The 14087-nt window shown below is 60.5% G+C and carries 13 protein-coding genes and 1 other RNA gene; 4 read left to right on the top strand and 10 right to left on the bottom strand.

From position 1 onward, the window contains the following. Positions 1 to 31 precede the first annotated feature (31 nt). The 3 genes from modA to GPK39_RS00895 form a co-directional block, all read right to left on the bottom strand. Positions 32 to 907: a molybdate ABC transporter substrate-binding protein gene (gene modA, locus GPK39_RS00885; RefSeq protein WP_215673421.1), complete on the bottom strand. Its 876-nt coding sequence runs from the start codon at positions 905 to 907 to the stop codon at positions 32 to 34. A 203-nt stretch (positions 908 to 1110) separates the two neighbouring features. Next, on the bottom strand, positions 1111 to 1590 hold the full coding sequence (locus tag GPK39_RS00890) for a MogA/MoaB family molybdenum cofactor biosynthesis protein (protein ID WP_215673422.1): 480 nt from the start codon (positions 1588 to 1590) through the stop codon (positions 1111 to 1113). A 10-nt stretch (positions 1591 to 1600) separates the two neighbouring features. After that, complete coding sequence (locus GPK39_RS00895) at positions 1601 to 2863, bottom strand: molybdopterin molybdotransferase MoeA (protein WP_215673423.1); 1263 nt, start codon at positions 2861 to 2863, stop codon at positions 1601 to 1603. A 210-nt stretch (positions 2864 to 3073) separates the two neighbouring features. On the opposite strand from GPK39_RS00895, the gene GPK39_RS00900 reads away from it, so the two are divergent. Both GPK39_RS00900 and GPK39_RS00905 read left to right on the top strand, forming a co-directional pair. After that, entirely contained in the window at positions 3074 to 4495 is a 1422-nt protein-coding gene (locus GPK39_RS00900) for a chloride channel protein (RefSeq protein ID WP_215673424.1), read from the top strand. An 87-nt stretch (positions 4496 to 4582) separates the two neighbouring features. Then, positions 4583 to 5545 carry a diacylglycerol/lipid kinase family protein gene (locus GPK39_RS00905; RefSeq protein ID WP_215673425.1) on the top strand — a complete coding sequence of 321 codons (963 nt, stop codon included), beginning with the start codon at positions 4583 to 4585 and terminating at the stop codon, positions 5543 to 5545. Positions 5546 to 5632: 87 nt separating this feature from the next. On the opposite strand, the gene GPK39_RS00910 is transcribed toward GPK39_RS00905, so the two are convergent. The 4 genes from GPK39_RS00910 to GPK39_RS00925 all read right to left on the bottom strand — a co-directional run bounded on the left by GPK39_RS00910 (position 5633) and on the right by GPK39_RS00925 (position 9566). Beyond that, positions 5633 to 6013 carry a peptide chain release factor family protein gene (locus tag GPK39_RS00910; protein ID WP_423237411.1) on the bottom strand — a complete coding sequence of 127 codons (381 nt, stop codon included), beginning with the start codon at positions 6011 to 6013 and terminating at the stop codon, positions 5633 to 5635. Between the two features lie 83 nt (positions 6014 to 6096). Then, positions 6097 to 6675, bottom strand: coding sequence for a xanthine phosphoribosyltransferase (locus GPK39_RS00915; RefSeq protein ID WP_117758705.1), 579 nt, complete (start codon positions 6673 to 6675; stop codon positions 6097 to 6099). A gap of 161 nt (positions 6676 to 6836) precedes the next feature. Next, complete coding sequence (locus GPK39_RS00920; protein WP_215673427.1) at positions 6837 to 8141, bottom strand: MFS transporter; 1305 nt, start codon at positions 8139 to 8141, stop codon at positions 6837 to 6839. A gap of 141 nt (positions 8142 to 8282) precedes the next feature. Further along, positions 8283 to 9566: an O-acetylhomoserine aminocarboxypropyltransferase/cysteine synthase family protein gene (locus tag GPK39_RS00925; RefSeq protein ID WP_215673428.1), complete on the bottom strand. Its 1284-nt coding sequence runs from the start codon at positions 9564 to 9566 to the stop codon at positions 8283 to 8285. Positions 9567 to 9797: 231 nt separating this feature from the next. Here GPK39_RS00925 and GPK39_RS00930 point away from each other — a divergent pair, with 231 nt between their 5' ends. Then, on the top strand, positions 9798 to 10316 hold the full coding sequence (locus GPK39_RS00930; RefSeq protein WP_338404365.1) for a C-GCAxxG-C-C family protein: 519 nt from the start codon (positions 9798 to 9800) through the stop codon (positions 10314 to 10316). Here GPK39_RS00930 and GPK39_RS00935 read toward each other — a convergent pair. The 3 genes from GPK39_RS00935 to rpsA all read right to left on the bottom strand — a co-directional run bounded on the left by GPK39_RS00935 (position 10313) and on the right by rpsA (position 12903). Further along, positions 10313 to 10951, bottom strand: a complete 639-nt coding sequence (locus tag GPK39_RS00935) for a YigZ family protein (protein ID WP_215673429.1) — start codon at positions 10949 to 10951, stop codon at positions 10313 to 10315. The two genes, GPK39_RS00930 and GPK39_RS00935, sit on opposite strands and share 4 nt — an antisense overlap. An 81-nt stretch (positions 10952 to 11032) precedes the next feature. Beyond that, positions 11033 to 11394: RNase P RNA component class A (gene rnpB / locus GPK39_RS00940), an RNA gene on the bottom strand. Positions 11395 to 11736: 342 nt separating this feature from the next. Next, entirely contained in the window at positions 11737 to 12903 is a 1167-nt protein-coding gene (gene rpsA, locus GPK39_RS00945; protein WP_022095232.1) for a 30S ribosomal protein S1, read from the bottom strand. A 315-nt stretch (positions 12904 to 13218) separates the two neighbouring features. Between rpsA and GPK39_RS00950 the strand changes: the two genes are divergently transcribed. Further along, entirely contained in the window at positions 13219 to 13977 is a 759-nt protein-coding gene (locus GPK39_RS00950; RefSeq protein ID WP_338404366.1) for an HAD family hydrolase, read from the top strand. Positions 13978 to 14087 lie beyond the last annotated feature (110 nt).

Consider the following 14087-nt stretch of genomic DNA (forward strand, 5'->3'; position numbering starts at 1 on the left):
CAAAACGATGGAATTATCGCGCCAAGCCGCACTACGCGGAAAGCTCAAAGCCGTACTTAGCCCAAATCTTCTGAGCCTTCTTGTTGGACAGGCAAAAGTCGATGAACGCCTTGGCCTCGTCGGCATGCTCGGAGCTCTCGGCAACGGCACCCGGGTACACGATGGGCTTGTGCGAATCCTCGGGGCACACGAAGGCCTCCTCGATGCCGTCGTAGCGGAAGATATCGGAGCTGTAGACAAAACCGGCTACGCAGTCGCCCGTAGAGACATAGGCGGCGGCGGTGCCCACCTTATCGGCCAGTGCGACCTTGTCGGCAATCTCGGGAGCATACTCGCCGTCGTCGCCCTCGGTGCCGGTGTAAAGGCCCACGGAGGCCAGGGCCTGGTTGGCGTACTTGCCAGCGGGGACGGTCTTGGCATCACCGATGGCGATCTTGCCGTCCAGGTTCGCGACGTCGGCGATGGCCTCGACCTTGGTGTCGGAACCCTCGGCGCGAATAATCACGAGGTCGTTGACGAACATATCCTCACGGGCGTCGGCGTCGACGAGCTCGGCGGTCTCAGCGTCATCCATGGTGCCCTTGGAAGCGGTGATGAGCACGTCGACCGTGGCGCCGGCCTTCATCTGCTCAACGAGGTCGCCGGAGGCCTTAAACTGCGTGTCGGCAAAGGTGGTGCCGGTCTGCTCGGTATAGAGTTCCTGGACCTCGGGGAGCGCCTTCTCGAGCGAGTTGGCGGCAAAGACCTGCAGCTCGACGGTTTCCTTCTTGGAAGAGGCCTTGGCGGAGCCGGCATCGGATCCGGCCGGCTCTGACGTCTTGCTGCCCGAGCAGCCGGCAAGACCAAGGCCGGCAGCGACGACAGCAGAAAGCGAGACGAATCCGCGGCGAGAAACCATATCGAACATATTCAACCCTTTCGGACCTTGTGCCCGGGTACCCCACCGCGGGCTTTAATCTGCAATCAGATTATACTTTTGCGCGAATAATGATAGTGAGAAATTATTCTCACCAGAGTATATAGTTTCGAGTTACTGTGCACCTCGGCGTCGCTTCGGTGGAAAACAAAAGCGGAGCAGCCGTTCAGGTCGCCCCGCCGCAGGTAAACCGCTTAGTTGGTATGTCCGCCGCCCGCTGTCATCTGAGCCGCGTGCTCCAGCTGGTCCGCTATGGCCTCCCAGCTTTCGCGGGCGGCCTTCGTAGAACCGGGAAAGTTTACGACAAGCGTATGACCTCGTTGCATGCAAATAGCGCGCGAGAGCATGGCGCGGCGCGTCTTGGTCATCGAGTACGCGCGAATCGCCTCTGCAATACCCGGCACATCGCGGTCGCAGACGGCACGCGTCGCCTCGGGCGTCACATCGCGCATCGAAAGCCCCGTGCCGCCGCAGGTGAGCACAACATTGGCGTGGCACTCATCGGCGGCTTCCACAATGGCATCACCAATCTCGCTGACGTCGTCGCGCACGACCACATGTGAGGCGACCGTCCAGCCCCGCGCCTCGATAAGTTCCTCGAGTGCGGCTCCAGCCTCGTCCTGGGCAAGATCGCGCGTATCCGAGCACGTCACAATCGAAATCTTCAACTCCATAGCGATCCTCCTATAGCACCGTTCCCTCAGGCAGGTCGACACGCACGACGTCCACGACATCTCCCGCCTTGAGCTCGCACGGTCCTTCGTCAATACGCAGCAGGCAGTTGGCCCGCTGCATCGTGCCGAGCAGCGCCGAATTCTGCGTCTTGGCCTCGGTCACCAACAGCTCACCGGTCTCGGGGTCGCGCGAAACCGTGGCGCGATCGAAGAAGCGTCGGTCCTGGCGCTTTTTCACACCGTGGGTAAGAACCGCTCGCTGCACGGGGCGCGCCCCCTCGGCAAAACCACGCATCTTGCGAATCGCCGGGCGCGCGAGCATCTCAAAGCCCACATACGCCGCGGCCGGATTGCCTGAAAGCCCCAGGTAGGGCTTACCCCCGAGCAAGCCAAACGTGATGGCCTTGCCCGGACGCATCGAAATGCGGTCAAACAGCACCTCGCCCTCGCGCCGGACGAGCGCCGTCACGTAGTCATAATCGCCCGCCGAGGCACCGCCGCTCGTAATGACAAAATCGCACTCCTGCACGGCGCGATGCACCAGCTCGGCAATCGCCTGCCCATCATCGGGCGCAATGCCGTAGAACACGGGCTCGGCCCCGGCATCAAGTGCCTCGGCCATTAACGCCGAGGAGTTGGAATCGCGAATCTGACCGCGCGCCGGTACCTTACTCGGTGCGACCAGTTCCGTGCCCAGCGAGATAATGCCCACGCGTGGGGCAGCGTGCACCTTCACACTCGCGTATCCGGCGCTTGCCAGCAGACCCGCGCCCGCCGGAGCCACGACCTCGCCGGCGTGCATCACAACATCGCCGGCATGAGCCTCCTCGGCGGCAGAGCGAACGTTCTCCCCTACCCTGGCAGGCGCCGAGAAGCGAACGTGCGAGCCCTCGTTGCCGTCGCCATCGAGCACGTCGACGATCTCGTACTTCACCACGGCATCGGCACCTTCGGGTACCGGCGCGCCCGTCATGATGCGGACTGTCTCGCCCGCGCCGATTGTGCCCCCAAACACATGACCCGCGGCCTCGTGTCCGATAACGTCGAGCGTCACTGGCGCCTCGCCAGATGCCTGCACCAAGTCCGCCGAGCGCACGGCATATCCGTCCATAGCGCTGTTGGCAAACGGCGAGATGTCGATATCGGCCACCGCATCCTTGGCCAAGGGAAGACCGGCGGCCTGCCACACGGGAATCTCGACGAGATCGGTCGGAGCAACGTGCGACAGGACAATCGACTGTGCGTCATCCAGTGGAATAAGTTTCTCTGCCATATGCACCTCTTAATGCCACGGCGCACAACAGGGGCGCCGTTTCTTTATGCTTGTCTCAGTATAATCCCCCGACGCACGACCGCGACTCGGCCCGTACCCGCAAATACACCTGTCGGTTGCAGGCCGCGAAACAGAATAGAAACCAACCCACCGGCTCGTCGCGTTTACCGCGTTTTATAATGCTTGCGTTGCAACCTAAAAGAGGAACATATGGCTCATAACGACAAACCCGAAAGCGCAAACGAGACGCAGGATCATTCTCAACCGCTCGACGCCGGCGGCTTTTTCTCCCTTAACGACGTCATCATGGCAGGCAGGCATCAGCTCACCCGCTCCGAGCAGCTCTTGGCCGCCGACACACGCCGCAACGCCCGCAACCTGTTTGCAAGCGCCAAACTGCTCGCGCTCGTCGTCATCGTCTCGCTCGCCATGGGCGTTGCCGCTTGGGCGTTTTTGGCCTCGCTGAATATCGCGACCGATTATCGTGAGCACCATGCGTGGGTCTACGCCTTGCTTCCCGTTGTGGGCGTTGCCACCGCATGGGTGTACAAAAACCACGGTCTCGCCGCCAAGCGTGGCAACAACCTGGTCATCGACTCCGCTCTGGGCACACGCCTCATCCATATGCGCATGGCCGTCCTCACGTTTGTGTGCTCCACGCTCACGCACCTAACGGGCGGATCGGCCGGTCGCGAGGGAGCCGCGGTGCAGATCGGCGGCACCATCGCCAGCAACATCTCGAGCCTCGCCCACCTCGAAAAGCATGACCATCACGACCTCATGCTCGCCGGCATCTCGTCGGCCTTTGGCGCCGTATTCGGTTCGCCCCTTGCCGGAGCTTTCTTTGGCATGGAGATGTGCTTTATCGGCAAAATCGACTACACCGCAGGCATCTACTGCCTGGTCGCCTCGTTTACCGGCTACTTTACATCACTCGCCCTGGGTACCGAGTACGAAGCGAATGTCATCGCCAGCGTTCCCAACATGACACCCAAAACGGTTGTCATCGTTGTTATCAGCGCCATTATCTTCGGTCTGACGGCACGCCTCTTTGCCTGGTCGGTTCGAACCGTCAAGAGCCTGTACGGTCGCTTTATCACCAATTACCTCGTTCGCGCACTCATCGGCGCGCTCGTGGTTCTCGCGGTCTATGCGATGCTTGACGCCTGGGAGTATGCCGGCCTTTCCACGTGGCTTTCGGGTGCCGGGTTTGCCGGCAAGACTACCCTCGCCGACGCCGCCATCAAGCTCGTCGTAACGGCGCTCACCCTGGGCGCCGGCTTCCAAGGCGGCGAGGTCACGCCCCTGTTTGGCATCGGTGCGGCACTCGGTGGCTGGATCGGTTGCCTTACCGGGCTCGACCCCAGTTTTCTGGCGGCTCTCGGCATGCTCGGCGTGTTCTGCGCCGGCCTCAACGTGCCCATCACCACCTGCATGATGGCCATCGACCTGTTCCACGGCACGGCCGCCGGGTTCTTTGTCATCGTGGCCTTTATCAGCTACCTAACCGCCGGACACCGCGGCGTGTACCCCGCCCAGCGCATCATCTCGCCCAAGCGCCGTTCGCTTATTGTGGATGAGGGCGGTACGGTAGCGGATGCTATCGAGCGCCACAACGACCTGATAGAGTAGACGTAAGCATTCGACGTGCAGCCACAATCGGGGGCAATTCGACCTGAGAGCGACCGCACCGTCACGTCATACGCCGGGAGTCGCCCCATGCACGCAACTGATTTTGGCCGCACGCTCATCATCGCCAACCCCGCCGCCCAGTCGGGTGCGGCGCGCGAAGTTGCCGAGCGCCTGCAGCGCTTTTTGGATATGACCGCGCGCGCATCCCAGTTTGACTTGGTGCTTACCGAGCACATGGGACACGCCAAAGAGCTGGCCGCCCAGGCAACGGACTATCGCACCGTTATCGCACTCGGCGGCGACGGCGTGATCCACGAGGTCGTCAACGGGCTTATGACGCAAAAGGAGGACGCCCGCCCCGCTCTTGCCGTCCTGCCCGTGGGCTCCGGCAACGATTTTGCCCAGACGCTCGGCATCGACGATTTCTCCGGCAAGGATTTTGGCGCGCTGCTCACCTGCGAGCTGCAGCGTCAGGACATCGGGCGCATTCGCTCTTGGAGCCCTGCGAGCGGCAGCGGCGAGGCTACCGTTGAGTACTTCGACCAGACGCTTTCGATCGGCATCGATGCCGCCATCGGCCTGGGCACCACCGAGCTGCGCAAAAAGACGGGTCTCACCGGCGCGCCGCTCTACACCCTCTCGGGACTTGAGCAGTTTGGCCTACGCTATCGCAACTACCCCATGACAGTCAGCTTTGACGGGGCGCCCGCCGAGCGCGTGAGGGCGATCATCATGGCGATTCAGCTGGGTCCTACCTATGGCTCGGGCTATCGCATCTGCCCCGACGCCGACCCCTATGACGGTATGTTCGACGTCTGCTACGCCTGCGGCCCCGTTCCGCGCGCGGTCGCGCTTCCCATGTTCCTTTCGGCCAAAGATGGCCACCATACCAAGCTGCCACCGGTTCGCATGCGCCGCTGTCGCCATGCCGAGCTTACCTTTGAGGAGCCCGACTACCCCATCCAGGCCGACGGCGAGCCCATCGTCGCCTCGCGCATCGAGGTCGACATCCTTCCCGCCGCCCTCGAGGTCTGGCACCCTACCCGCTAACCACCCCTAAGTTGCGGTGAAATAGGGACTGTTTATGCAGGTAAAGCTGCAAAACAGTCCCTATTTCACCGCAACTTATTAAGAAGATCATTCCTCCCCGCCCGGCTTACGACGGTTGGCCTTTTTAATGGCGTTGAAGTGTTTGTCATTGAGCCTGCGCTGGCGAGAGCGCTGAGGCACTTTGGTCTTGACGCGACGGCGCGGTGGACGGCCACGACGCTCAAGCTCTGCCCTCAGCTTACGCAAACAGCAGCTGCGATTCTGAAACTGACTACGGCTCTCGCGCGCCGTCACGGTAATCCCCGAAGGGATATGTTTCATGCGCACCGCCGAGTCCGTCGTGTTCACGCCCTGTCCGCCCGGACCTGTCGCGCGAAACACCTGCACCTCGCAATCGCGCGCCAACTCCTCGACCGACATCTCGGCATAGCGCGCATACTCGCGCCATCCCATCTTGTTCTCATCCATATCAACACCTCCCCTCATACAAAAAATGTGACAAAGGGACAGTCCCTTTGTCACATCGCATACCAATCGCTTGTGTTGCGCGCCTAGGCGAACGTGATCTCGCCGTTCTCGCAGTCCATTTCGGCGATACGGGCCAGGCTCTCAACGCGGAAGCCGCGCTCGCGGAGCTTATCGCCACCGCCCTGGAAGCCCTTCTCCACCGCAATGCCAATGCCGGCAACCTCGGCGCCCGCGGCCTCGCAGATCTTGATAAGGCCCTCGAGCGCGCAGCCGTTGGCCAGGAAGTCGTCGATAATCAGGACCTTGTCGCCCTCGGACAGGAAGCGCTTGCCAACGATGACCGGGTACTCCTTCTGCTTGGTAAAGGAGTAGATGGTCGTGGCATACTGCTCGCCGTCGAGGTTGATGGACTGGGCCTTCTTGGCAAAGACCACCGGCACGCCGCCAAAATGCTGAGCCGCGATGCAGGCCATACCAATGCCCGAAGCCTCGATCGTCAGGATCTTGTTGATCTCGACACCCTCGAACAGACGGGCCCACTCGGCACCCATGTGGTCGAACAGCTCAACGTCGCACTGGTGGTTGAGGAAGGCATCAACCTTAAGGACGTTACCGGCCTTTACGATGCCGTCATGGCGAATACGATCCTCAAGCTCCTGCATGGCGCAACCCCTTCTCGCGGCAACGATACCGCGCGATTAATAAACGTTGTTCGATAGTCTACCACGGACCGACCCCCGCCCGCCCCACAAGCCACATCGCACCATAAAGCTGCAAGACCAGTAGATAGGCCCGATTCATGGCAAGCCTGCCCCCCCACAAGCTAATGGCGGGCGCGTATCCTCACCAAACGCACTATGGCAAGCGCAAAGCCCACGGCGGCCACAGCCATGAGCACGTAGAACACCGAACGGAAACCAAACAGGAACACATCCGGACGACCTGCAACAAAACTGGTCACGACCTCGCCCATCGCCACGCTCATCTGCCCATACAGGATATGCGACGCCACCGTAATACCGAGTGCCATGCCGGCGTAGCGCGCCAAACTGCCCAAGCTGCCCGCAAAGCCGAGCGCTTCGCGCGGAGCCGAACCCATATACAGCGAGTTGTTGGGGCTCTGGAAAATCGACGTGCCGCACGACATAAATGCGACGCAGCACACGATCACAGGGATAGAAGAGTGCTCGTCAAGCGTGCTTACCGCAAAGAGACCGCACACATACACGCCCAGGCCGACCGCCGTGGGGCCCTCGCAGCCGACACGGTCCGAAACCGTTCCCGAAAGCGGGCCGATAAAGGCATTCACCATTGGCAGCGCCAAAAACAGCAGGCCCGAAACGTCAGACCCAAACCCATGCGCGTCCTGAAAATAGAACGGCAGAATAAACTCGGATGCGCCAATACCAACGAACACGATGAGCATGCAGGCAAGGTTGATGGTGAAGGCCGAATTTGCAAAGCAGCGACGAGCGGCCTCGATCAGGGACATGGGGCGTTCGCCGGCCTCTGGCCTAACATGCGGCAGCGTGTAGAGTCCCACGATAAACGAGATCACGCCAATGGGCAGGTTGATGAGGAAGATGCTCTCCCAGGGAAAGCTTGCCACCAGCATGCCGCCGAGCACGGGGCCACACATCATGCCGAGGGCCACGAAGGTCGCGAGAATACCCATGGCACGGCCTCGTTCGCGTGCCGGAAACGACTCGGTAATGATACCCATGTTGTTAGCCATGGCCGCCGCGCAACCGACGCCCTGAACAATGCGTGCCAGGATAAGAACCTCGAGCGAGGCCGAAAGGCCGCACAGCAGCGAACCGACCGAAAAGACGATGACGCCCAGCTGGAACACATTCACCTTGCCACGCACGTCGCCCAGACGGCCAAACGGCAACATAGCCACGCAAGTCGCAAGCAGATACACCGAGCTTACCAGCTGAATGCGATCGAGGCCCACGCCCAGCTCCTTTTGCATCACGGGCAGCGCCACGGTCACGACGGTCGAATCCAGACACACCATAAACGTCATGATGAGCACGGTAAACAGAATCGCCCACTTGTTCTTGCCATGGGTGTCGCCCTCTAGGGCAATGTGTTCGCGGCGCAGCTGCTCGGCAGTTTTCTCCATGTATATCCTTTCTATCGTGCAACGCAAAAACGGGACCCCAATCGCCTACAAACGGACACGATCGGGGTCCCGCCTACGGAATCGGAACTATGAGGACGTCGTCAGCCGAAAAGCCGTCCCACGCCTCGCACGCACGCTAGCCTAGCACTGCTCGAGCGCCTGCTCAAGGTCGGCAATCAGATCGGCCGTGTCCTCAAGGCCGCACGACAGGCGCACCATGTCAGCGGAGATGCCGCAGGCGATGAGCTCCTCGTCGTTCATCTGGCGATGGGTGGCGTTTGCCGGGTGCAGGCAGCAGGTGCGGGCATCGGCCACGTGCGTGGCAATCTGGGCGAGCTTAAGACTCTTCATAAAGGTCTCGGCCGCCGCACGACCACCGGTAAAGCCAAAGCTCACGACGCCGCAGGTACCGTTGGGCATGTACTTCTGAGCCATGTCGTAGTACTTGTCGCCCTCCAGGCCCGGATAGCTCACGAAGCGCACTTTGGGGTGGCCCTGCAGGAACTTGGCGACCGCCAGACCGTTCTCGCAATGGCGCGGCATACGCACGTGCAGGCTCTCGAGCGAACTGTTCAGGAAGAAGGCCGCCTGCGGGTTCTGCATGGGGCCGAGGTCGCGCATGAGCTGCGCGGTTGCCTTGGTAATGAAGGCACCCTCGCGACCGAACTTCTCGGCATAGGTCACGCCGTGATAGCTCTCGTCGGGCGTGGTGAGACCCGGGAACTTGTCCGCATGGGCCATCCAGTCAAACTGGCCGTGATCGACGATCACGCCACCCAGGTAGGCCGCATGTCCATCCATGTACTTGGTGGTGGAGTGTGTAACGATGTCGGCGCCCCACTCAAAGGGACGGCACATCACGGGCGTCGGGAAGGTGTTGTCGACCATCAGCGGCACGCCGTGGTAGTGCGCGGCCTTGGCAAAGCGCTCAATATCGAGCACGGCAAGGGCGGGGTTGGCAATCGTCTCGCCAAAGACGAGCTTAGTATTGGGCTCAAAGGCTGCCTCGAGCTCCTCGTCGGAGCAGTCGGGGGCAACGAACGTGCAGGTCAGACCCATGCGGCCCATGGTGTGGGCGAGCAGGTTATACGTACCGCCGTAAATGGCAGAACTCGCGACCACATGATCGCCGGCACCGGCCACGTTAAAGATCGCGAGGAAATTCGCAGCCATGCCCGAGCTCGTGAGCATCGCGGCAGTGCCTCCCTCCATCTCGCAGATCTTGGCGGCAACCAGATCGCACGTGGGGTTCTGCAAACGGCTGTAGAAGTAGCCCGACTCCTCCAGGTCAAACAGCTTGCCCATATGCTCCGACGTGTCGTACTTCCACGTGGTGGACTGGTAGATGGGCACCTGGCGCGGCTCGGCATCTCCCGGGTGATAGCCGCCCTGAACACATGTAGTACCGATAGTCTGCTCGCTCATATCTAGCTCCCTTGCCTGGGTTTTAGTTTTATTCGGTTCACGATACCGCTACCCTGCACCCCTCTCAACCCATCCCCAAGGTAGGTTAAGGGACAAATTCATCAGGGGTATTTATCTCAAGCCTTGGGCATTTGCTCGATAGATAAAAATGAGGCATACATGAAGCTCTCGATGATTACATGCCCCGTCACGGGTACCATAGGCGGGTACACCGTGACCAAGGAGACAACGATGAAGCAGATCGATACCACCCAGCTCGACACCGCCGCCTGCCAGGCTCAGGCTGCCGAATACCACGCCCGCGGCTTTAACTGCGCACAGGCCGTTGCCTGCACGCTCGCACCTGCCGTCGGGCTCGACCCCCAGACCGCCTTTACCCTCACCGAGGGCTTTGGCGCCGGCATGGGTGGCATGACCGAGACCTGCGGCGCCATCTCGGGCGCCGTGGCCATCATGGGCTTCGTGATGAGCGACGGCATGGAAAACCCCAAGACTAAGGGCCAGACCTACAAGCTGTCGCGCGAAATCGCCAAGCGTTTTGGCGAGAAGAACACGACGACCATCTGCGGCACGCTCAAAGGCATCGGATCGGACAAGGGTCCGCTCCGCAGCTGTCCCGGCTGCATCGACGATGCCGTCGAGATCGCCTGCGATGTGCTAAAGCAGCTCGCCGAGCAAACGGCAGCAACAGAAAAACGACGGCCGTCGCGCTTGGAATCCATCCAAAAGCACGCCGGCCGTCGTCGTTAGAACTCGGCAAACTCGGGAGCACCGACCTCAATCTCCTCGCGCCCCGCCATAAGCTCGCGCATCTTAGCGCAAAATGGCTCCTGCTCCCCCGCCTTAAACACCAAATGAAGTGTCACGGCATCCGCGTAATCGGTATCCGAAACCTTGGCACCCGAATCCTGCGCCAAACGAAGTACCTGCTCGTACTGCGGATAGGCCACATGCACGTCAACCGGCACGACGCTTGTCATCTCAACGATCTGCCCGGCCTCCTGAGCCGCGGCCACCGCTGCCTGCGTCGCCGCGGTATAGGCGCGTACCAAGCCACCAGGCCCCAACAGCGTGCCACCAAAATAGCGCGTCACTACGCAGCAAACATTTTTGAGCTCCGCGCCGCGCAACACCTCGAGCGTCGGCATACCGCTTGTGCGGCTCGGCTCACCATCATCGCTCTGGCGTTCGCGTCCATCGACCAAAATCCACGCGGGAACATTGTGCCGAGCGTTGTAATGACGCTTGCGAACCATCTCGATAAAGGCATTCGCCTCATCCTCGGACTCAATATGGACCAGCTGGGCAATAAACCGGCTCTTGCGGTCCACAAACTCGCCCGAAGCCTCAATATTCGATTGCAGAGTAAAATAGCTGTCCAACAAAGCCCCTCAACAAAACTAAGCGCGGCAACAAACAGCCTCAATAATACGGCAAACACCATATCGATTGTCAGGGTAACAAAAATGCCAAGTGGGCCTGTAAGCCGGGTTCTGTCGTGAACGGTCATTTATCTTGTCTGCACGTTACCGTGCAGCTCCACGCACGCTACCCGAACGCGGACCGGGCCGGCCCATAGCGTTCCTATTCGCGCTTGCTCCGGATGGGGCTTGCCAAGCCGCCGTGTTACCACGACGCTGGTGGTCTCTTACACCACCGTTTCAGCTTTTCCCTTTACGCCTTGCGGCGCAGGTGGGAGTCTTCTTTTCTGCGGCGCTTTCCGTCGGATCACTCCGCCCGGCCGTTAGCCGGCATCCCGCCCTCTGGAGCCCGGACTTTCCTCACGCGTGCTGCAAGCAGCACATCGCGCGACCGTCTGGCCCACTCAGCAGTGTAAGAGTGTAGCACACCGTTGCCGCAGGCAATGGCACAACACAAGCGTTCGACACGATAAACCAAGAACCGCGCTATGCAGTACAATAGAGTCGTCGATGGGCAACGTCGTCAGTCGAGACACGACCGCGCTCCGCACCCCTCCGTCTACTCGGTGCGCTCCCGCCTCCTCCCCGAGGCGGGATGTCGGCATTTTTCATGCACCGACAACCCAATAGCCTGTGAACAGCCCGGGCAGCATTGCACACGGGCAGCATCGCGTACCTCAGCAACAAATGCAAAAAGGGACCCGTCCATTGCGGACGGATCCCTTAAAACAAGTGATCGTCAAACCGATTTACTCGGCGTCGGTCTCCTCGTCCTTCTTCTCGGAAGGCAGCGGGGTAACCTCAATCTCGACGCCCAGAGTCTCAGCAGCGGACTTCATGGACAGGGAGATACGACGACGGTCGAGGTCGATCTCCATGACCTTGACCTGAACCTTGTCGCCCACGTGGGTGACCTGAGAAGGCTGATCGACGTGCTTGTTGGCCATCTCGGAGATGTGCACCAGGCCCTCGATGCCCTCGCCCAGGTCGACGAAAGCGCCGAACGGGACAAGCTTGGTCACAGTGCCCTCGACGATAGCGCCGACGGGGTACTTCTTGACCAGTGCGCGCCACGGATCCTCGGTGGTCTGCTTGAGACCCAGGGAGATGCGCTCGCGGTTGAGATCGACGTCGAGAACCTCGACCTCGACCTCCTGGCCGACCTTGACAACCTCGGAAGGATGGTTGACGTGGTTCCAGGAGAGCTCGGAGATGTGGATGAGGCCGTCGATACCGCCGAGGTCGACGAAGGCGCCGAAGTCGACGATGGAGGAAACGGTGCCCTGGAGACGCATGCCGGACTTGAGCTTGGACAGGATCTCGGAGCGCTCGGCCTTACGGGACTCCTCGAGCACGACGCGACGGGAGAGGACGACGTTGTTGCGGTTGCGGTCCATCTCGATGACGCGGGCCTCGATGCGGGTGCCCATGTAGGAGGTGAGGTCCTTGACGCGACGGAGGTCGACGAGGGAAGCGGGCAGGAAGCCACGCAGGCCGATGTCGAGAATCAGGCCGCCCTTGACAACCTCGATAACCTCGCCCTCGACGTTCTCGCCGGAGTTGAACTTCTCCTCGATGCGGTTCCAAGCACGCTCGTACTCGGCACGCTTCTTGGACAGGACCAGACGACCGTCCTTGTCCTCCTTCTGGAGAACCAGAGCCTCGATGGGATCACCGAGTGCAACGATGTCTGCAGGGTTAGCGTCCTTGCGGATGGACAGCTCGCGGACCGGGATAACGCCCTCGGACTTGAATCCGATGTCAACGAGCACCTCGTCATGCTCGATCTTAACGACAGTGCCGTTAACGAGATCGCCCTCATCAAAGTCGGTAATCGTACCGTCGATGAGGTTGTTCATCTCCTCCTCATTGACATCGTCAAGAGAGAAAATGGACGAGTTCTGAATCTCACTCAAAGGTGGACCCCTTTCGAACTACGGGGCCCCGATTGCTAGGGCCTACAGAAGGGTGCGACAAGCACACAACGTTTAGGAACACTCGGGAGCCGACAGATACTAATGTGACGCTTATGCAATCACGTTCGTATAGGTTACGGGGAAATGAGTTCGATTTCAAGCGTGAACTGCGATTTTTTACTCGTGTGGAGACTTTTTCGTAATCTTATGAACACACGTATCCGCAACTTGACGATAACCAGCAAGGCATTTGGCTTTGGGGTAAAGTATCCGGAGCCAACGACTCTAGATCAAATTTACGAGAAAGGTGCCCGCGTGCTCAAAGCAGTCGTTTTCGATATGGACGAAACGCTTCTTAGCATCAACCTCAACGCGTTCATCCTTCGCTATTTTAAGGATGTCTCTTCGATGCTCGCGGATATCGGGCGCCGCAGCCGCGGTGGCACGATGGCACGCCTCGGCACCATCCTGGTCGACCTCAACGCCAATCGCCGCAGCGGCACGGACAACCGCACCAATCTTGAGTTTTACCAAGAAGAGGTCGAGCGCCGATGCGGGATCCGCCTCTCCGATCCCCTCATCTACGAGGCGTTTACCTACTATGACCGCGAAGTTCTTCCGTACAAGAACGACGATGTCATTAACGCCCACGCCATGCCGGGCGCACACGCCGCGCTCCAGGCCGTACAGGACGCAGGGCTGCGTTGTGCGCTCTTTACCAACCCCAGCTTTCCCCAGGGGGCCATCGAGTGCCGCATGGGTTGGGGCGACCTGGCCGACGCTCCCTTTGAGCTCGTCACGCACATGGGAAACACCACCCGCTGCAAGCCCGATGCCACCTACTATCTAGAGCAGCTTCAGGTGATGGGGCTCGAGCCGCACGAGGTCCTTATGGTGGGCAACGATCCCAAACGCGACTTCCCGTCCCCCGATTGCGGCATCCAAACCGCCTTTGTGGGCCAAGGCAAGCCCAGCCGAGCCACCTGGCGCGGAACCATGGAAGACTTCGCCCGCGACTTTAACGCCGTAGTAGAAGCCTTCTACGAACACCAAGTAGCCGACGAACTGTCGTAGGACCCCTCCCTCGCTCCAAAAAAGCGCCACAGGTTGAGCATAAGTCAGACACTATGACCCAATCCAGGGGCACGGAAACGACAGGAGCCCCCGCTCGTGACCGCGGGTCG

Source organism: Collinsella aerofaciens (assembly GCF_018785245.1).
In the GTDB taxonomy this organism is placed as follows: domain Bacteria; phylum Actinomycetota; class Coriobacteriia; order Coriobacteriales; family Coriobacteriaceae; genus Collinsella; species Collinsella aerofaciens_AD.